Here is a 19,453-nt window from a genome sequence, read left to right on the forward strand (position 1 = left end):
AAGCAAATGTGTGGTACATACATCAAACAGCAACGGTATTCCGATTTTCTGGGGACGACAATCGAACATGTATGCACTGGAGTATATAAATGGGGAAAATGATCCAAGATCGGGGTGATCGATCGCACGGATCGAGAACCGATCGGAGCCGAAATGACTGTGAGGTCCGACCGCGATTTGGTCGGGGGATCTCGGCCGAGATATGATCGCGAGATTCGGACGCGATCCGATCGTGGGATCGGAATGACGCGTTCATGAGATCGGGACAACGCGTAGATCCATCGCGGACGGACACACGCGGGCGAGTGCCCTCTCGCCGACGCGTTAGAAACGCCTTTACCTCATGGGTACGCACCCCCAAACGGTATGAGTCAGTCGCACAATCGGGGCCTCATCGAGGACTTCGGCCGCTGGCGGGAGTTCCGCGCGGGGATGTGGGCCTGGATCTTTCACAAGTTCACCGGGTGGGTGCTTGTGGGCTACCTGTTTACCCACATCGCCGTCTTGAGCACCGCCATTCCCGCATCCGGTGCGGAACAAGCAGTTTTGCAGGCGGGTGACGACGTCTACACGCAGACGATCGTCACCCTCGAGGAACTGCTTTTGGTCCGCATTCTCGAGGTCGGCCTCCTTGCAGTTGCCGTGTTCCACATCCTCAACGGAACGCGTCTGCTGTTCGTCGATCTCGGCGTCGGATTGGAATCACAGGACAAGAGCTTCTACGCGTCGTTGATCCTGACCGGCCTCATCACGGTCGCGTCAGTACCGACGTTCGTCGGGGGGGCGCTCTAGAATGGCCGAGCGCTACTCCTCGTTCACGCCCGGAGGAACCATGTGGCTCCTCCAGCGGGTCACGGCCGCGTTCCTCATCGTCGTATTGGCGTTCCACTTCTTCCTGCTTCACTTCGTCAACCACGCCGACGAGGTGTCGTTCCTGGCGAGTTCCGTCCGCATGGAGACGGTGAGCTACTACTCGCTCATGGTGTTGTTCCTGATGACAGCGACGTTCCACGGCGTCAACGGCGTCTACAACGCGCTCATCAATCAGGGATTGACCGGACGCAAAAAACAGGTCATCAAGGCCACGTTGCTCCTCGCGAGCATCATCCTCATCGTTCAAGGCATCCGCACTGCCAACGCCTGGGCGGGGGGATTCCCGCTGTAATCGGAACGTAACCATGAGTACACAACTTCCACAGCAATCCGACGCGGAAGCCGAGGTCGAATCGGACGCGGAGGGGGAACCCTCGAAAGGGGACATCCGCCGCGAGGAGAAACGGCAACGAGCGGCCGACAAAGAGGCGGAACGGCAGGCCGAAGAGGCCGAAAAGCCGGCCGCCGGCGAGAACACGCGCGAGCTCCTCGTCTTCCGGTTCGATCCGGAGGTGGAGGGCAAACAGGAGCCGCGATTCGACGAGTTCCACGTTCCCTTCGAGAAGGGGATGACCGTCCTCGACGCGCTGATCTACGCGCGCGATCACTACGACTCGTCGTTGACCTTCCGCCACTCGTGTCGACAGGCGGTTTGCGGATCCGATGCGATGTTCGTCAACGGCCAGCAGCGACTGGCCTGTAAGACACAGATTTCGGATCTCTCGAATCCGGTCCGCATCGAACCGCTCCCGCACGCGGACGTTCGCAAGGACCTGGTCGTGGACATGCAACACTTCTACGACCAGATGGACGCCGTCGAGCCGTATTTCGACGCCGACGAGCTGCCCGACGACGAGTTGGCCGAACAGCGCCAGAGCCGGGAAAACCGTGAGAAGGTGAAAATGTCGACGCGGTGTATCTGGTGTGGCGCCTGCATGTCGTCGTGTAACATCGCTGCCAGCGATAACGAGTATCTCGGGCCGGCCGCGATCAACAAGGCATATCGGTTCGCGATGGACGAACGGGAAGGAGAAGACCGCATGCAGGAGCGTCTCGAGATCATCGAACAGGAACACGGCGTCTGGCGGTGTCAGACCCAGTTCTCCTGTACCGAGGTGTGCCCGAAGGACATTCCACTCACCGAGCACATCCAGGAGCTGAAACGGGAAGCGGTAAAGAACAACCTCAAATTCTGGTGACTCGAACGTGAGCCAGCACACACAGACTACCCAACCCATGTACGAATACGACGTGATCGTGGTCGGCGCGGGCGGTGCCGGACTCAGAGCGGCCATCGCGGCCCAAGAATCCGGCGCCGACGTGGCGATCGTCTCGAAGCTCCATCCGGTTCGGTCACACACCGGCGCCGCGGAGGGCGGCATCAACGCAGCCATTCGCGACGGCGACTCCTGGGAGGATCACGCCTACGACACGATGAAGGGGTCCGATTACCTGGGCGATGCGCCCGCGATCGAGACCCTCTGTCAGGAGAGTCCAAAGGAGACGATAAAGCTCGAACACTGGGGGATGGCCTTTTCTCGTGAGGAGGACGGCACCGTCTCCCAGCGTCCCTTCGGTGGTCTCTCGTTCCCGCGAACGACCTATGCGGGCGCGGAGACCGGCCACCAACTGTTGCACACGATGTACGAGCAGGTGGTCAAACGGGGGATCGAGGTTTACGACGAGTGGCACGTGATGGATCTCGCGGTCACGGACGAACCCGACCCCGAGGACCGATCCTGTCACGGCGTCGTGGGCTACGATCTCCAGAGCGGCGAGATTGCCGGCTTCCGCGCAAACGACGGCGTCATCATGGCGACCGGCGGAATGGGACAGGTCTACGACCACACGACCAACGCGGTCGCAAACACCGGCGACGGGGTGGCGATGGCCTACCGCGCGGGCGTTCCCATGGAGGACATGGAGTTCATCCAGTTCCACCCGACGACGCTTCCGTCCACGGGCGTGCTCATTTCCGAGGGTGTCCGCGGCGAGGGAGGCATCCTCTACAACGAGGAGGGTGAGCGGTTCATGTTCGAACGCGGCTACGCCAACAACGACGGCGAACTCGCGAGCCGGGACGTCGTCTCCCGCGCGGAGCTGACCGAGGTCAACGAGGGACGCGGCATCGAGGACGAGTACGTCCATCTCGATATGCGCCATCTCGGCGAGGAGCGTATCCTCGATCGCCTCGAGAACATCCTCCATCTGGCCGAGGACTTCGAGGGCGTCGACGGGCTCGAGGAGCCGATGCCGGTAAAGCCCGGACAGCACTACGCGATGGGCGGCATCGAGACGAACGAGTACGGCGAGACGTGCGTCGACGGCCTCTACGCCGCCGGCGAGTGCGCGTGCGCATCCGTCCACGGTGCGAACCGCCTGGGCGGAAACGCGCTCCCCGAACTCATCGTCTTCGGCAAGCTCGCCGGGCGTCACGCCGCCGGCGAGGAGTTCGAGGAGCCGGAGATCGAAACCGGCAGACACGGCGATTACGAGGACGCCGAGTTCGATTCGCCGGTTCCGCTCGGCGAGACAGGATCGGAAACCGACACGACCGCCACCGCGGACGGCGGCGAGTCAGTCACCGACGGCGACGCCGTTCTCGAACGCGCGGTCGAGCGCGAGACCGAGCGCGTCGAGGAACTGCTCGTCGCCGATGGAGTCAACCACGCTGAGATCCGGTCGGCCGTTCAGGACACGATGACCGAGAACGTAAACGTATTCCGCGAGGAGGAGGGCCTCAAGCAGGCGCTTTCCGACCTTCAGGAGGCTCGTGAGCGTTATGAGGACGTCGGCGTCTCGGACCCGTCACGAACGTTCAACACCGATCTCATCCACACGCTTGAGACGCGAAACATCCTCGATATCGCGGAAGCCCTGACGGTCGGCGCACTCGCCCGCAACGAGTTCCGCGGTGCCCACTGGCGAAAGGAGAATCAGATCCGCGACGACGAGAACTGGCTCAAACACACTCTCATCTCCTGGAACGACGGCGAGCCCGAACTGTGGTACCGCCCCGTCGTGCTCGAAGGCGAGGAGAAACGGTACGAGCCGAAAGTTCGCTCCTACTGAGACGAGCGGGATCGGCTACCGCAACCCCGATCCGTTCGCCCGTCGATGGTCGTGTAATCGTGTACTCCGCGAATCGAAGCCGTCGGGTCGTCCGCGAATTGGAGTCGTGCGATCGTCCGTGAATCAGGACCGTATGGTCGGCCATGAATCAGTTTGGATCGCCCCAAATCACCGTGTTCACTACTCACACGCCCCATACGACGTCGATCGAATGATCCGTCCGGGTTCGACCGGACCGTCGACGATCGCGGAGTCGATCCGGCGGGTAAATGGCGGAATATTCCGGTGTAGACGGCTTAGAACTCCGACTATTCGAATATTCGACGATCGTTGAAGAGGGGATTTATTATCGTCGAAGTAGTGAATCACCTATGATGATCGAAACCGAGACCGGCAGGGAGTCCGCAATGACACTCCCACCGGAGTTGCAGTCGCCGCGGGCGAAGCTCGTGTATCTTTACCTTCGAACCAACGAGCGCGCGACGGTTGGCGAAATGGCTACCTCCCTCGGGATGAAGAAGATATCGCTGTACAGCATTCTCAAGACGCTTCGGAAACGCGAATTCGTCCAACAGCGCGGCGAGGAGTATCGCCTGAATTAAAACGACCGATCCGGAACGACGCAAGGTACTCGCCGCAGACCGGAACGTCGCTGTCAACGTCGGGAGAGGGTGTATCAGTCGTTTTTCGGGTGGAGAGTGTATCAGCCAGTATTTCGAGTCGATCGCGCCCGGCGAACGTCCGCACCGTCACGGACGACGTCCTCACAACTCGGACACGCTCGTGGCTCCTCGATCCCGTTGGGCGTGAAAACACGCGCGTACGCCGGGGTGACGAACGCGCCGCAGTTTTGACATTCCGGCATATCATGTGAGGGTGCCACATATTTCGTGATAAATCTTGTGGGGGCAGCGGGATTCCAGCCGGATTCACGATCCTCGAGTGGAATCGATCACGGAATTTTTGCCGCTCGGACGCGAACGCGGCCCGTGGACGCACACCAAACGGAGTTTGCGAACCCGTTCGGGATGGATACCGCCTGTGAGAACTGTCCCGAACTGTGCGACATGCGATCGACCGTGGTACACGGATACGGCGACGTCGCCGCGGATTTTCTCGTGATAGCCGAGTCCCCGGAATCGGGGACGGACGCCGCAGGAACCCCCCTGGCCGGCGAGACAGGCTCGCAGCTCCGATCGATCTTCACGGAACTCGGCTTCATCGATCCGGGAGACGACGAGGATCCGACGGTTCGAAACGCCTTCTTCACCCATCTCACGCGGTGTCACCATCCGGACCGATCGGCAACGGACGAGGAGTTGGCCAGTTGCGAGCCGTTTTTGAACGCGGAGATCCGGATGATCAACCCGCAGATAATCGTCCCGGTGGGCCAGCGGGCACTCGAAGCGCTCGCGATCGAGTACACCACGCGCGCGCCGGACTCCTTCGACGTCGAGTCCGAACATGCCAGCACCGTTCGCGGGCGAGGATTCGAACTGGTCCCGATGTGTGATCCGGCGGCTATCCCCGAGACCGACCGGCGGTCGTTTCTCGAACACTTCAGAGAAAACGTCCTCGATCGGGATTACCGCCAGACGAAGGGCCGGCAGAGTCGGTGACGGGACGGACGTGGGCGAGACCGTGACGTGGATCCGAAACCGGGCGTTAAAGTCGTTGACCATCCCAACAACGATATGACCGTCATCGCCGTGCTTGCCGATCCGCCACGCCAGGGAGTCGGCTATCCCGATCTCGCAGAAACGAGTCCGCTTTCGGAGGCGGAGGCGAGCGAACTGTATGAGGCCGTGTTGCGCGATACGGTTCGCGCCGTCGATCGATCCGGTGGTGATCTCCTCGTGAACTACCCGACCGAGGAGATGCTTCCCGAGCGCGCGCGCGGCGAGGGCTCTCCGGAAGCGGACCTGCGCGCGGTCGTCGCCGACACGCTCGGCGATTTCGAAAGCGTCAGGTTTGAACCCCAGGTCGGCTCGACTGTCAGCGCGCGGGCGGGGAACACGACGACACACCTGCTTCGTGAGGAGGGCGCGCGTTCCGTGGCGGTCGTAACCCCGACGGCCCCGTTCCTCACCCGACAGGTGATCGATGCGGCCGCGATGAAGTTGCGCAGTATGAGTACCGTTCTCGGCCCCTCCTCACGAGGGCGGTGTTATTACGCCGGATTTACCGAGGCGATCGACTTTACCGACGCGTTCGCCGGCTCGAGCGTCCAAACGATCGCGGAGCGGACGCGAGACGTCGGGGGAGACGTCGAATTCATCCGATCGCTACCCACGATCCGAACGGGCAGCGACCTCCTTGACGTCGTCCCGCTACTTCGAGCACGCTTTGCCGCAGAGCGGGTTGTGCCCGAGTACACGGCGACGTTCGTCCATGAACACGGACTGGCGACTCGCGAGGTGGACGGAGATCTCGAACTCGTCCGGGAGTGACCGGCGCCCAGATCCCGACCGAACGGAAAAGCGCTTGAACGAGAGGAGCGTTCGAAGGGAGCGGTTGAAGGGAGAAGTGCTCGGACGAGGGAAGCATTCGAATCGGAGGAATACGAGCGAATTTCGGACGAACATACGAGTGAATTTCGGACGAACATGTCCGGGGAGAGCTCTAGGGTCGAGTGGGCCCGACCGTGATCCATGGCCGGGTTTCCATCACCGTTCGGAAACGACGACGGGGATCTCTTCGACGGAGACGACGAGTTCGTCCCCGATCACCTGCCGAGACCGGGAGCGTTCCTCGAGGGGCACGACGTGTTGACCGGCGAGGAGCATCTCGCGTTCCACGAGGTGACGAAGGAATGTTTCGAGGAACGGAAGGTGTACGACATGACCTTTAACTACAACCTCGCGCGGTTGAATCTCGACACTCGCCACCCGGGAGCGGGCTACCGCTACGCCGAGCAGACCGACGATTCCGCCATCCTGCGCGCCGAGTTCACGCCGACGACGCCGTTTTGTCCACAGACGCACACGCTGACCATTGGATCGTTTCGTGCCTGGAATGGGTTGAGGGATCGCCATGACTACGATCTGGTTCGCGTCCGTGCCGACCGGATGCACCATCAAAGCGAGGCGATCAACGAGCAGTTGGCGGAACTGGAGGAGTTGTATCTGGAGACTGGTGACGTTACCATCGTTCCCGAGGAATCGGACGGTGTCGGCTCGAACCCGATGGAGCGATCGATGCGCGAGGAGGGTCCGAGCCGGGGACCGTCAGGGAACTCGGGGGCACCCTTTTAGGGAGTTACGGCCGCCTCACCCGGACGTATAAACCGGATCCCGGCCAACGTCGAGGTGCGCCGTCGAGAGTCGGACACAGCCACGTCGGCAACACGCCGATGGTGGCCGAGACATCGACGGCAACGAGCTCCCCATGAAGACGTACCCATCCATCCCGCGGATCGAAGACGCCCCCGATCGGCTCCTCAAGGAGGGCCACCTCTGGCTCCTCGAGAAGGTCGACGGGGGGCATCTCCGGTTTCAGCTACGGCCGTCGGGACTGATCCAGTTTGGCGATCGAAACCGGGTGTACAAGGATCCGGACGACATCCCCGATCAGTATCGACACGCCGTCCACCATGTTCGCGAGCATCTCGACCGGGAGGCCCTCCGGACAGCGATCGACGATATCGAGGACGTCGTCTTCTTCGGTGAGGCGACATACCTCCAGCGGATCGACTACGAGTGGGACCGGATGCCCCCGTTCTTGGGATTCGACGTCTGGTCGGCCGATGCCGACGCGTTCCGGCCGCCCGATTCCGTCGAGGCCATCTTCGAAGAACTCGGATTGCGGCCCATCAACGTGTTCGAACAGGAGGTCCGCGCACGGGACTTCGATCCGGACCCCGACGCCATCCCCGACTCGGCGTGGTACGACGGTCCCGCGGAGGGGATCGTGCTCCGCGATAAAGGCGGACGCCGGGCGAAGATTCTCGATCCGGACGTCGAGGAGGCCGACGGGACGACGCCCATCGAGGGATCACCACGGGAGGTGGCCGATCGGTACGTGACCGCACATCGGCTAGAGCGGATCGCGGCGGGGATCACGGATCGAAATCACCCGGTGACCGTCGAGACGCTCTCCGAGCGTGGCCTCGAGGAGCTCGTTCGCGAGGAATACAGCCGGCTCGCCCAAGGTCCGGACCCGGTCGAGATGGATGACCTCCGGTCCGCAGTCACCGAGTTGACCGGCCGGTTCCTGGATGATCGGGGCGAGCGATGAGACGTGGCGGGAGCACGGTGACGAAGGGAACGACGTGGGTTCAATCGAGGACCGCCGCGATGGCGTCCATCACGCGATCGACCGCCTCGACGTCGGCGTTGTACCCCATATGCCCGACCCGGAGGATGTCGTCGGCCATCCCGGCGAGTCCAGTCGCAAGAACGACGTCGTGCTCCTCCCGCACCCGTTTTTGCACGGTTCGAGCTTCCCCTGGCAGGCGGAAGGCGGTCACGGTCGGCGATCGGTTCCCGGGAGCGGGGAAACACTCGAGGCCCAGTTCGCGTCCACGCTTGCGACATCGCTCGGCCGCCCGCTCGTGGCGGTCAAAGACCGCCTCGAGTCCCTCATCCAACAGGAGATCGAGCGCGACGTCGAGGGCCGCCACGTTCGCGCTCAGGTGAGTATAGGGGAAGCCCTCGGAGACGTCGCGCCACGGCAGAAAGTTCGTGTACAGCGAGGACGGAGCGCGCTCCTCCATTCGCTTCCAAGCCCGGTCGCTGATCGCGGCGGTGGTGAGTCCCGGCGGTGCGCTAAAGCACTTCTGGGAGGCCCCCAGACAGACGTCGATCCGGTCGGTCGGGACGGGCGTTCCCCCGAGCGAGGAAACGGCATCGACGACAGTCACTACGTCGTGTTCCGCCAGGATATCCAGAACGGGATCGATGTCGTTGAGCGCCCCGGTCGGCGTCTCACAGTGGACGAGCGTCGCCATTTCGATCGGGTCACCGCCGGCAGCGGCGGTATCAAGGGCGTCGGCAATCGCAGACGGATCGTATGGCTCGTCATAGGGTGTCGAGACGACCGTCGCGTCGCCCCCGTAGGACTCGACGAAGTCCGCGAATCCGTCGCCGTAGAGTCCGTTCGAGATGCACAGGACCTGATCGCCGGGCGCGACGAGCGAGGCGATCGCTGCTTCGAGTCCGAGGATCCCCTCGCCACCGGGGACGACGACGTCGTGGGATGTCCCGTAGACGCGAGCGAGCTTCCGACAGACCCCATCGTATCGCTCGGTGAAGGCCGCCTCGACGTCCGGGTTCGGCTGGACCGCCGCCATCGCCTCCCGGACCGGCTCCGGAACCTCCGTCGGCCCGGGTGTGAATCTCGTTGTCATACGTCACTGTGTGGCCGGCGATCATTTGCCGATTCCGATCGGCGGTATCGTTCTTAATTCCAATCGGCGGTCCCGTTCTCGATTCCGATCGGATCCGGCGATTTGGGCGAATCCCGACAATTCGGCGAGTTCCGGCGGTTCGGGGTGTTTCAGCGGTTCGGAGAGTTCCGGGAGTCGAGAGAGTTCCAGAGACGGTCGCCCGGTTGACAGAGGATGGTTTCGATCAGGTCCGATCCGGAGGAAGGTCTCCTCCCGAATTAGGTCGTGTGACGCTCGACTCGTCGTCGACAGTCGATCGACTATCGACGGTCGAGGGGCCGTCGACGGTCGGAGAGCCGTCAGCAGTCGGCGGGCTGTCGACTGTCGATGGGTCATCGATGGATGAAGAATCAGCCGCGGTTGCACCGAACAGGATCTCCGCGATCGAGTAGGGACTGTGGGTTCGAAGCACCGCCACGATGTTCCAACAGAAGGCGACGGTACCGGCGAGAACGACCGCTCCGCCGACGCTGCGAACGACCCCGTCGATTCGTTGCTCACCGCCCACGATTCCACCTTCAATTCCCACGATCGAGCCGGCAGCAGCCACTAGTTCGGCCGCCGCGATCAGATCGGTCGCGACGATCAGGAGGGTCCCGACGAGGAAGCTGGCGAAATCGAGGCGGGCGAGACGGTCGCTATAGAGGTCGTCGATCATGGGGACGTCCTCGAACCCAAGAAGGTCGCTGTAGCGGTGGACCCAGACGATGAAGGGGACCACGTGATACACCGTCCCGAGGACGACGAACCCGATCACGCCGAAGGTCAATAGATGGACCGTCCCCGGTGCGCCAAACAGCACGGACGCCGAGAGAGGATCCCGGACCCAAACCGGCAGCGTGAGGAGCGCCCAAATCGCCATCGCCGGCGAGAGAACGGCGTATCGCGAGAGCATCGGCGTCCACGGGACTCTCGTCTCGACGAGTCGGCGCGCGAGGATGACGCTCATCGAGATGATACCCCCAAGCACGAGAACCCCACCGACGACTCCGAGAACGTGGATCCCGAGAAGTCGCCCGGTCGCAAGCGAAAGGACACCGATCGGGTATCCGATCTCCTCGAAGCGTTTCATCGGAAGATCGATCCCGTGAAGCTCGGTCTGGGTGAACATCGTCGCAAGCTGATAAAGGGCCCCGAGGACGGTCGTGAGAACCGCCCCGAAGACGGCGAGCGTCACGTGTGCACCGACGACGTCAAGTCGTGAGACGGGGAGAACGGAAAGGACCGGACGGACGAAGTCGATCGCAAGGAGGATCCCAAGGGTGGTAACGAGAAGGAAGAATCCGAGGGCGATCGCGAAGTGCCGTTCGGTCACGTCGAGATCGGAGGCCGATCCGATCGACTGGAGCGTCCGCGCGAGGTTGTACACGAAGATCCAGAATCCGAGCAGCATCACCGCCCCGAAGACGGGAACGAGGGCGAGTCGTCCGGTGAACAACCCGATCGCGAACCCGCCGAGCCCGACGACGACGAGCTGGAGTTGCCGGGTCGCAAGCGTTCGAGAGTGAAGCTCGACGCCCGACCACACCGGGACGAACTGCGTCATCGCCCCCATGATCGTCACACAGACCCACCCTGCCAAAAGCAGATGGACGTGGGCGAGCGACGAGAGTCCGCCGAGCGTGCCGATACCGCTTCCGAATCCCGTGATCACTCCGGCGGCGAGAAAGACGAGGGCGAAAAGGAAGTGACGGAGCGGAATCGTCATCGGCGGCTGTCGATCCGTCTCGACGGTGCCGGGAACGACGCTCATATCGTTCGAAGGAACGGCCGCCAAACACCTCCGGCTGTCCACGAATATATTCGTCAGGGGCGGGGAATGCCGGCACTTGACCCGTCATCCGTCCGCGCCGATGAGTTCGCGCAACAAGGAGACCTGCTCGCCGAACTCGGGGTCACTGCGCTCGCGAGGGCGATCGAGGTCGATCGTCACGACGTCCCGCAGCCGCCCGGGGTCGGAACCGAGCACGACCACTCGATCGGCGAGCGTGACGGCCTCCGCGACGTCGTGGGTGATGAAAAGCACGGTTTTGCCCGTCTCACTCCAGACGTCGAGGAGTTCGCGCTGGAGCATTTCCTTGGTCTGGGCGTCGACTGCACCGAACGGCTCATCCATCAACAGGAGTTCCGGATCGACCGCAAGCGCGCGGGCGATCGCCACACGCTGTTTCATCCCGCCGCTTAGCTCCCGCGGATAGCTGTCCTCGAATCCGGACAATCCAACGAGATCGATCATCTCCTGGACGCGGTCCGCACGAGCAGTCTCGGTCAATTCGCGCTGTTCAAGACCGAACCGCACGTTTCCGGCGACGGTTCGCCATGGGAAAAGGTGGTACTCCTGAAAGACGATCCCCATGTTCGGTCCGGGTTCCGTGACGCGATCGCCGCCCAGATAGACCGCGCCGTCGCTCGGTGACTCGAGCCCGGCGATCAGCCGGAACAGAGTCGTCTTGCCGCTCCCGGAAGGACCGATAACACAGACGAACTCGCCGTCGGCCACCTGGAAGGAGACGTCCTCGATCGCCCGAACCGGAGCGTTCGGCGCGGGATACCGTTTGCTCAGTCCGTGCACGTCCACCCGCGGCTCGCCGGGAACGAGCGCGGAGTCGGGAGTCGGCCACGTCGTCGGATCGGCTTCGCGGTCCATCATCGCGTTTCACCCCGCCAGACGAGTAACCGGCGTTGTGCCGCACGGAAACCGACATCCACGACCAGGAACAACAGGCTCAACGTGAGGATGTACGCGATCACGACGTCGACCTGAAGGTTGTTCGAGGCACGGAGGATCCGCCGGCCGATGCCCGCGACTCCGAATATCTCGGCGGCGACGACGAGCATCCAACAGCGACCGATTCCGGTGCGGATCCCCGTGAGGATCTCGGGGGAGGCCGCCGGGATGACGACGCGTCTGAGTAGATCCAGATCGCCGGAAACCCCGAGCGAACGACCGACATCGACCAGATCCTCGGAGACGTTCTCGATGCCGCCGTAGGCTGCATAGAAGTTGATCCAGAACGCGCCGATCGCGATGATGAACGCCGCGCCGGCGTGGTTGATCCCGAACCAGGCGATCGCGAAGCCGAGGAGTGCGAGCGGCGGCACTGGACGCAACAGTCGAACGACCGGCGAGGCGAGATCGTCGACGAAGCGGCTCCAACCGAGAGCGATCCCACAGGCAACGCCGAGTGTCGTTCCGACGATCGTTCCCGGCACCCAGTGCAGGACGCTCTGTCCGATCGCGGTCGGCAACTCCCCGGAGGCGACCTCCGAACCGAACGTGATGGCAACGGCCACCGGTGAGGGAAGGACGTAGGCCGGTTGGGTGAACGAGACGAGGTACCAGACGAGCAGAAACGCCGTGATCCCAACGGCACCGGAGAGCATGCGACGGGTGTCTATCGATTCCGGAAACGAGGCACTATCGTCGATCCCGTCGAGCGTGTCCGCCCCGGTTGCCTCCGTGGGTGAGGAAGTGTCAGTGGCCATCGGTGATCATCGAGGGAAGTGCTTAGAGTCCATCGTACACGTCGTAATCGAATATCTCATCGGTCGAGCGCTGCTCGTCAGTCTGCCCGTTTCGCTCGGCGAATCGAGCGAACACCTCGGTTCCGCTTTCGATCTCCCGTGGGTCGGTGATGAAGTTCGAAAGCGGGGACTGGAGGGCCGTTTGGGCTCGATCCGCCGACATTCCGATCCCCTCCTCGACGTGGACCGCCGTCTCGGCTGGCTGGTCACGGATGAACTCCGTCGCCCGGACGTGTGCGGAGAGGAACTGCTCGGCGAGATCGGTTTCGCGTACAGCGTCGCTCATCGTTACGACCGCGCCGGGCTGGCCGGGCATGATCTCCGAGGCGGTCTTGAAAAGCGAGACGTCCGACCCTTCCTGGGTTGCGATCGTCGGAACTGGCTCCATGATCGAGGTCCCGTCGATCTCGTCGTTGGCGATCGCCTGCCAGACCGCGTTCGCACCGTTGATCTCGGTGATCTCGACGTCGGTTTCCGGATCGAGACCGAGGCCGTCGGACAGCCAGTGTCGCAAGAAGACGTCCGGCGTCGATCCTTGCGGAAACGTTCCGAACTCGAACGGTTCGCCCGTCTCGGATTCCCACACGGAGAAGGCGTCTGCGCCGTGATCCGCCCAAAGCGACCGGAACTCCTCGCCGACCATGATCCCGAGCATCTCATGGATGTTCGCGGCCGTCACCTTCACCGGGATACCTCGGTCGATCGCGATGATCGACGGAACGATGCCGAACAGCGCGACGTCGATGTCCCCGCCACCCAACGCTTGGACGATCGCAGGACCATCGGAGAACTCCTGACTGGTTATCTCGGCGTCGATCTCGTCGAGATATCCCTCGCCCTCCATCACGTACCACTGGAGGTCCGGATAGATCGGCATATGTGCGACGGTCAACTCGTCGATGTTCCCGCCGGCTCCGCCGAGACACCCCGCGAGCCCGACCGCCGCCGTTCCGCCGGCTACCGAGAGAAATTTACGTCGAGTCGACGTCGTCATCCGTTTCATATGGATCAAAGGAGGTACCGCCGTATTGCCTCGTCGCCGACGGCTATTCTCGCGGTCGCCGGTGATGGCGGGTGAATCAACGTGTTCGGCGTCTCCGGCGTCGTATGTCTGCTTTACGGGGTTTCTTCGGGTATTTGAGAGTCGTAGATACAGGAGATATTTACCTCATTCAGCCGTCGATCGACGCGAACACCTCGTTGTCGCGTTTGTGCCGGACGTTTCGTTGCCAGGGATTCGCCTCCGAATCCCTTCGATTGAGGGACGACGAAAGTTGTCGAGGTGCTACTGCGAGATACCGGAGACGTCCTGGGTCCCGTCCGGCGGGCTGGTGTCGTGAATCCCCGTCCGAAGAGCGGGAGTTGGATGAGAGTGAGAGTACGTTTCGTGTGCTTTTGGGATCGGGGGAGGGGGTGGAGGGAAATGGTGGAGGGAAATAGTGGAGGGAGATAGGTGATAAAGGGGAGAGATGGAGATGGAGATGGGAGACGGTGGAGATGAGGTGGATTGACGAGGGAAATCGGGGAGAGTGAGAGTACGTTTCGTGTGCTTTGTGGTGACACGAGGAAGGGGAGAAGAGAAGAGAAGAGAAGAGAAGAGAAGAGAAGAGAAGAGAAGAGAAGAGAAGAGGTGATGTCGGCTCGGCGTTTTTGCGCCATCTCCCTGATCCGGTATTACTCGTCCACCTCGACGATCTCCGCTCGCGTCTCGAGAACGATCGACGGATCGAGATCGAGTTCGTACTCGTAATATTGGCCCCCTTTGAGTCCGTAGTTGCGTTCGTGTCTGAGGAGGAATCCAAGCATATGGAGGTCAGAGAGGTGATCCTGGATACTCTTAAGCGTCGTCAGTGGGGACGAACCGTAGGCCTCCGCGACCCGTTCATACCCTTTTTGAATCTTCTTCGATCGGGCCGGGACCTCCCCCCGCTGATCGAGTTTCGCGATCGTCTCCAGAATGTATTGAGCGTGTTCGGTCTGATCGCGGATCTTGTTGCGCAACCGTCCACGTTGAACGAGCGTCCTCGCGTCCTCGATGTGGTCGTCGGAGACGACCTCGTCGTTTTCGCGCTCGGCGACCTCCGCGCCGACACGGAGGAGATCGATCGCCTGTCGAGCGTTCCCCATGTCCTGTGCGGAAAGCGCGGCGGCCTTCGCGATGGCCGAGTCGTCGCATGCACCGTCGACGAACGCCCGGTCGGCGCGATTACGAAGGATGGTTCGAAGCTCGCCAGCATCGTAGGGGCTAAAGGATATCTCGGTCTCCATCAGCGTGTCCTTCACTTTTGCCGAAAGTGACTGTCGAAACGTGTAGTTGTTACTGATGCCGATTATCCCGACCAACGAATCGGTGATGTGGCCGTTCGATCGCGCTCGGGGGAGTTCATACAGGAGCGTGTTGACGTCGTCGAGGTGATCGATCTCGTCGAAGACGACGAGGTGGGTTCCACCGAGTCGATCGAGTTGGTGATAGAGTTCGTCGAAGGCGTCCCCTGTACCGAGTCCCCGTTTCGGAAACGGACTCGACTCCTCGGGTAGAAGATCGTTTACGAGACGTCGAACCACCATGAACAGCGTCTTTCCGTTGCAGTTGATCTCGTGAACGTGAAGGTCGTTCGCCTCCTCGCGGACGGTGACCTCCGAACGCAACTCATCCATCATGTACTTCGTCACGGCGGTCTTTCCGAGGCCGGCCTTGCCGTACAAGAACACGTTCTCCGGTTCGCGCCCGAACAAGACGTCCTGGAGCGCGTGACTGAACGACTCGATCTCCTCGTCGCGCTCAAGTATCTCCTCGGGTTGATAGCTCTCGTTGAGAACGGATTTGTCAGCAAAGATGGTCTCCGTGAGACCACTGAATGGCCCTCCCATGTCTTGTAAACGGTAGGATCTTTCTACTACTTAATACCTACTTTCGTCTGTTTCGTTTGCTTTCCTCAAGGAACGATCGAACGACCACAGATGGTCGACGTCTTGGGTCTGGATGCGAACTATCATCTTGAAAGCACACGAAACGTACTCTCACCCTCGGAGATAGCCGGGTGTCACTTCCAGCATCGATCCGGAGAGAGGGAAGATATCGTCCCTCTTGCCTCCGCCGTGTCACCAGTTTTCGGGCGTATTCGTATATCGTTTGATTTCGAGTCGAACGGGCTTCTCGATCCGTTTACACACGATCACCACACACCATCCTATCCTACCGCACCTCACACTATATCACCCCATCCCCCTCCCCCACCCAACCCAAAAGCACACGAAACGTACTCTCTCACTCATCCGATCTCACGAAATCGACCGACCCGCTCTCTCAACCGACCCACTCCCTCGACCGACCGTTCACGAGTGGACGAAAGTCCGTTCAAATCGCGTCACGTCGTCGGTGGCACCGGCGACCACGAGACTATCATCGGGTTCGATCTCGAACGTTTCGGGATCGAAGTCGGCTATCGTCTCGTCCTCCCGCTGAAACGCGACAACCGTACAGCCGGTCCGTTCACGGACATCCGCGTCGGCGACCGTGGTTCCAGCCAGATCGCCGGCCGGAAGCCGAACCACACTGATCTGTTTGTCGTAGGCGATGACCTCCTTATCCTCGAAGACCGTCGATGCCAGCATTCGCCCGCTGATCGTCGCGAGCGACTGGACGTAATCAGCCCCGGCACGGTAGAGTTTCTTGACGGCCTCGGCGTCGTTGGCCCGAACGACGATCCGGAGATCCGGATTAAGCTCGCGAGCGATGAGCGTCGTGAATATCGCGGTCGTATCGTCCCCGATCGTGAGGATGAATGCGGAGGCCTCGGAGACGTTCGCCTCCTCCAGAACGGCCGGATCGCGTGCATCGCCGACGATATCGACGATGCCTTCCTCATCAGTCTCGATGTCGAGAACGGTCACCTGGGAGTTCGAGTCCCTGAGCCGATCGTACACCGCTTTACCGGAATCACCGTATCCCGCAAGCACGATGCGCTGGCTTGGAAACCGTCGAACGGTCGTTTCGGTGGCGTCCCGAAGCGTCTCGATCCGATCCGGAGTACCGACCACGAGTAGTCGTGTGCCAGCCTCAAGCGTTGCCTCCGGGTCGACGGGTGTCTCGAAATCTCCGTTGAGCCACGCGCCGATCACGTTCACGCCGAACCGATCGCGGATGCGAGCGTCGCCGAAGGTTCGATGACACAGATAGCTCCCCTCCTCGACGGACAGTTCTGCCAGTTCAAACTCCTCGCCAAGGGCGATCCCCTCCTCGACCTCAGTCGTCACGGCCGTCGGGATCTCACTGATGAGGTTCTCACCGACCAACTGCCGCGGCGAGAGCACCTCATCGGCGCCAGCGGCCCGATGATACCGAACGAGTTCAGGATCCGTAATGAGAGTGATCGTTCGAACGTCCGGGTCGGCATCGCGCGCTGCAAGGACGATACTCGCGCTGGTGTCGTCACCGGCGTCGGCGATCACCGCGATCGCCGAGCCAATACGGGCGTTCTCGAGCGTGTCCGTGGACTCGGGGTCACCGTGAATGACGCGATACCCGTCATCGTGTAGTTGCCGTGCGATCTCATCGTCGGCTTCGACGAGCACATGCTCGCGATCGCGGGCGTCCAACTCGGAAATGAATGCCTCCGTACGTGGCGTGTATCCACAGACGACGACGTGGTCATTGATATCGTCGATCGCCTCGGGCGCGCTCGGCGTAAGCGCGCTACGGAGCCACGGCACGGCGAAGACGTCGACTGCAGTGAGGATGAGTCCGATCCCGGACAACTGCATCAGGATGACGAGCACGTTCATCTGGAGCGACTGCCACGGCGAATCCTCCCCGTAGCCCGTTGTCGTGAAACTCTGGATGACGACCTCGAGTGACCGATAAAGCGGTTGTGGACGACCTTCCCAGATCGCCATCCCGACGTTGTACGTCAGCGTGAAAAGCGTCGTCGTCGCGACGACGAGGAGGGCATAATACACCGTCCGTCGGGTTCCGAACTCCAGCCGAGCCATACTGCCTATGATGGGTGCAGGAGTATCACCTCTCGGGAAGCGGAACAAGTGACGTTGGAGGGTCGACGAGCGACAGTGGAGGATTGACGAGTGACGCCGAGGGCGCGTTAAACGATCGTAATCGGTTGGCTCCGAGCGAAAACTAGCCCCGAGCGAAAACTAGCTCCGATCAAGAAACAAGAGATCCACAACCGGATTCGGTTCCGTTTTGCGGGCGGAACAGGTCGAGGCGATTTATGCTTCGTCCGTTTCATCCGTCCTTTCGTCGCCTTCTCCGCGTCCACGATCGAAATGAGGGTAGGACTGGGCGTCCCCTGATGACTTCCGGGCGATGATCTCCGCGATCGCGCTCCGGCGATCGTCCTCAAGGATCTCCGTTCGCTCCTCGTAGTGGAGCACGGTCAAATCGAGACAGGACCGAAGCAGCTCGTTCGAGGCGAGACGAAATCGATCGTCGCTCGATCCGAATTCGACGGGATCCGTCGTCCGAAGGTGGTGCTCGACGAACAGAATTCCGCCCGGAGCGAGCGATCGCTTGATGTCGGAGAAGCGATCGATCGCTCGATAGAAGCTGATTGCGACGAGAGCGTATCTCGAAGTCGGGAACGGAATCGTCGAGACGTCCGCCTGGATCCAGTTCATCCGATCGGCGACGTCCCGCTCGCGTGCCCGCGAACGAGCGAGACGTAATCCCGCCCTCGACTGGTCGACCGCGTCCACCGTATAGCCCGCCTCGGCGAGCGGGATCGCGTTCCGACCCGTTCCGGTCGCGATGTCGAGAGCGCGGTTGCCAGTTCCATCCCCACGCTCCGAATCCGCCGCGGTCTCGATACAGTCGAGCAAAAGCGGCGAGGGATCGGGATCCGTGGGATACGTCTCGTTTCGAAACCGTCGTTCCCACTTTTGATGAGTGTCTCTCATGCGATACGTGAGAGCGCGAGATCCTCAGCGGTGTCTGCTGCCGTCGGTTCGGTTTCGCGGAGCTCGATTGACGAGACCCACTTGACGCTCTCCCAGCAGTCGCGATCGCCAGCTTCCGGAACCAACCGAGCCGGTCCACCATGTTCGAGAGCGAGGGGAGCACCGTCGAGTTCGACGGCGAGGATCGATTCGGCGAGACGATCAAGCCGAAACGAACACGCGTACTCCCCATCGAGTGCACGAACCAGTCCGTACTCGCTTGCGTCGCTCGGGGCGGCCCGATCCAGGATCGATTCGACCCGTATTCCGTACCAGCGGAGCCCGTCCGCGACCCATCCCTCCTCGCAGGCGAACTCGTCCGTGATGGATTCGTGGGGGAACGATTCGAGTTCATGTCGAGAGAGAACGAGCGGGGCATCGACCGCGCCGATAACATCAAGCGTCCACTCGGTAGTCTCGATCGCCTCCGGGATCTCGTGCCGTTTGAGATCGCTCATACTCGGAACGACGGGGTGACGTATAAAAACGGTTCCTCCGAATTCCAGATCGGGTTCACTTTGTCCGTGATCGGATTCACATTGTTCGTGACCGGGTTGCCTTCGAGCGGTATCCCAGCAAACGACGGCGGGAATACCTACCGTAATTATTGTCCCGGGTGTTCGCCCGCGCTCCCGAAACACAGAA

19 protein-coding genes are annotated in these 19,453 nt (G+C 61.6%); 9 read left to right on the plus strand and 10 right to left on the minus strand.

The window, feature by feature from the left end; all coding sequences use genetic code 11:
* Nucleotides 1-366: 366 nt before the first annotated feature.
* From sdhC to ACERIT_RS13915, 5 genes are all read left to right on the plus strand, one after another.
* Nucleotides 367-792, plus strand: a complete 426-nt coding sequence (gene sdhC / locus ACERIT_RS13895) for a succinate dehydrogenase, cytochrome b556 subunit (RefSeq protein WP_373675460.1) — start codon at nt 367-369, stop codon at nt 790-792.
* Nucleotide 793: 1 nt separating this feature from the next.
* A complete protein-coding gene (locus ACERIT_RS13900) occupies nt 794-1,165 on the plus strand; it encodes a succinate dehydrogenase (protein WP_373675461.1) in 372 nt (123 codons plus the stop codon).
* A gap of 13 nt (nt 1,166-1,178) precedes the next feature.
* Nucleotides 1,179-2,072 carry a succinate dehydrogenase/fumarate reductase iron-sulfur subunit gene (locus ACERIT_RS13905; RefSeq protein WP_373675462.1) on the plus strand — a complete coding sequence of 298 codons (894 nt, stop codon included), beginning with the start codon at nt 1,179-1,181 and terminating at the stop codon, nt 2,070-2,072.
* Nucleotides 2,073-2,109: 37 nt separating this feature from the next.
* The gene (locus ACERIT_RS13910; RefSeq protein ID WP_373675479.1) at nt 2,110-3,945 is read left to right on the plus strand and encodes an FAD-binding protein; all 1,836 of its coding nucleotides are present in this window, start codon (nt 2,110-2,112) and stop codon (nt 3,943-3,945) included.
* A gap of 374 nt (nt 3,946-4,319) precedes the next feature.
* Nucleotides 4,320-4,547 carry a TrmB family transcriptional regulator gene (locus ACERIT_RS13915; RefSeq protein ID WP_373675463.1) on the plus strand — a complete coding sequence of 76 codons (228 nt, stop codon included), beginning with the start codon at nt 4,320-4,322 and terminating at the stop codon, nt 4,545-4,547.
* A 101-nt stretch (nt 4,548-4,648) separates the two neighbouring features.
* On the opposite strand, the gene ACERIT_RS13920 is transcribed toward ACERIT_RS13915, so the two are convergent.
* A complete protein-coding gene (locus ACERIT_RS13920; RefSeq protein WP_373675464.1) occupies nt 4,649-4,810 on the minus strand; it encodes a hypothetical protein in 162 nt (53 codons plus the stop codon).
* A 124-nt stretch (nt 4,811-4,934) separates the two neighbouring features.
* Between ACERIT_RS13920 and ACERIT_RS13925 the strand changes: the two genes are divergently transcribed.
* The 4 genes from ACERIT_RS13925 to ACERIT_RS13940 all read left to right on the plus strand — a co-directional run bounded on the left by ACERIT_RS13925 (nt 4,935) and on the right by ACERIT_RS13940 (nt 8,181).
* Entirely contained in the window at nt 4,935-5,564 is a 630-nt protein-coding gene (locus ACERIT_RS13925) for a uracil-DNA glycosylase family protein (protein WP_373675465.1), read from the plus strand.
* 75 nt (nt 5,565-5,639) lie between these two features.
* Entirely contained in the window at nt 5,640-6,395 is a 756-nt protein-coding gene (locus ACERIT_RS13930) for a hypothetical protein (protein ID WP_373675466.1), read from the plus strand.
* A 201-nt stretch (nt 6,396-6,596) separates the two neighbouring features.
* Nucleotides 6,597-7,199 carry a hypothetical protein gene (locus ACERIT_RS13935; RefSeq protein ID WP_373675467.1) on the plus strand — a complete coding sequence of 201 codons (603 nt, stop codon included), beginning with the start codon at nt 6,597-6,599 and terminating at the stop codon, nt 7,197-7,199.
* A 133-nt stretch (nt 7,200-7,332) separates the two neighbouring features.
* Nucleotides 7,333-8,181 carry an RNA ligase family protein gene (locus ACERIT_RS13940; protein WP_373675468.1) on the plus strand — a complete coding sequence of 283 codons (849 nt, stop codon included), beginning with the start codon at nt 7,333-7,335 and terminating at the stop codon, nt 8,179-8,181.
* A 40-nt stretch (nt 8,182-8,221) separates the two neighbouring features.
* Here the strand turns inward: ACERIT_RS13940 and ACERIT_RS13945 are convergent, their stop codons facing one another.
* The 9 genes from ACERIT_RS13945 to ACERIT_RS13985 form a co-directional block, all read right to left on the minus strand.
* A complete protein-coding gene (locus ACERIT_RS13945; protein ID WP_373675469.1) occupies nt 8,222-9,292 on the minus strand; it encodes an alanine--glyoxylate aminotransferase family protein in 1,071 nt (356 codons plus the stop codon).
* 223 nt (nt 9,293-9,515) lie between these two features.
* Nucleotides 9,516-11,084, minus strand: a complete 1,569-nt coding sequence (locus ACERIT_RS13950) for a hypothetical protein (RefSeq protein ID WP_373675470.1) — start codon at nt 11,082-11,084, stop codon at nt 9,516-9,518.
* 84 nt (nt 11,085-11,168) lie between these two features.
* Nucleotides 11,169-11,978, minus strand: coding sequence for an ABC transporter ATP-binding protein (locus ACERIT_RS13955; protein WP_373675471.1), 810 nt, complete (start codon nt 11,976-11,978; stop codon nt 11,169-11,171).
* Nucleotides 11,978-12,817, minus strand: a complete 840-nt coding sequence (locus ACERIT_RS13960; protein ID WP_373675472.1) for an ABC transporter permease — start codon at nt 12,815-12,817, stop codon at nt 11,978-11,980. The genes ACERIT_RS13955 and ACERIT_RS13960 overlap by 1 nt, the downstream gene beginning before the upstream one ends.
* A gap of 22 nt (nt 12,818-12,839) precedes the next feature.
* Nucleotides 12,840-13,850 (minus strand): ABC transporter substrate-binding protein, encoded by a 1,011-nt coding sequence (locus ACERIT_RS13965; RefSeq protein ID WP_373675473.1) that lies wholly within the window; start codon nt 13,848-13,850, stop codon nt 12,840-12,842.
* A 680-nt stretch (nt 13,851-14,530) separates the two neighbouring features.
* Nucleotides 14,531-15,727: an orc1/cdc6 family replication initiation protein gene (locus ACERIT_RS13970; RefSeq protein WP_373675474.1), complete on the minus strand. Its 1,197-nt coding sequence runs from the start codon at nt 15,725-15,727 to the stop codon at nt 14,531-14,533.
* Between the two features lie 465 nt (nt 15,728-16,192).
* Nucleotides 16,193-17,848: a TrkA family potassium uptake protein gene (locus ACERIT_RS13975; RefSeq protein WP_373675475.1), complete on the minus strand. Its 1,656-nt coding sequence runs from the start codon at nt 17,846-17,848 to the stop codon at nt 16,193-16,195.
* Between the two features lie 234 nt (nt 17,849-18,082).
* The gene (locus ACERIT_RS13980; RefSeq protein ID WP_373675476.1) at nt 18,083-18,769 is read right to left on the minus strand and encodes a class I SAM-dependent methyltransferase; all 687 of its coding nucleotides are present in this window, start codon (nt 18,767-18,769) and stop codon (nt 18,083-18,085) included.
* Nucleotides 18,766-19,266 (minus strand): molybdopterin-dependent oxidoreductase, encoded by a 501-nt coding sequence (locus tag ACERIT_RS13985; protein ID WP_373675477.1) that lies wholly within the window; start codon nt 19,264-19,266, stop codon nt 18,766-18,768. The genes ACERIT_RS13980 and ACERIT_RS13985 overlap by 4 nt, the downstream gene beginning before the upstream one ends.
* Nucleotides 19,267-19,453: the final 187 nt, after the last annotated feature.

Source organism: Halopenitus sp. H-Gu1 (genome assembly GCF_041821145.1).
Classification (GTDB): domain Archaea; phylum Halobacteriota; class Halobacteria; order Halobacteriales; family Haloferacaceae; genus Halopenitus.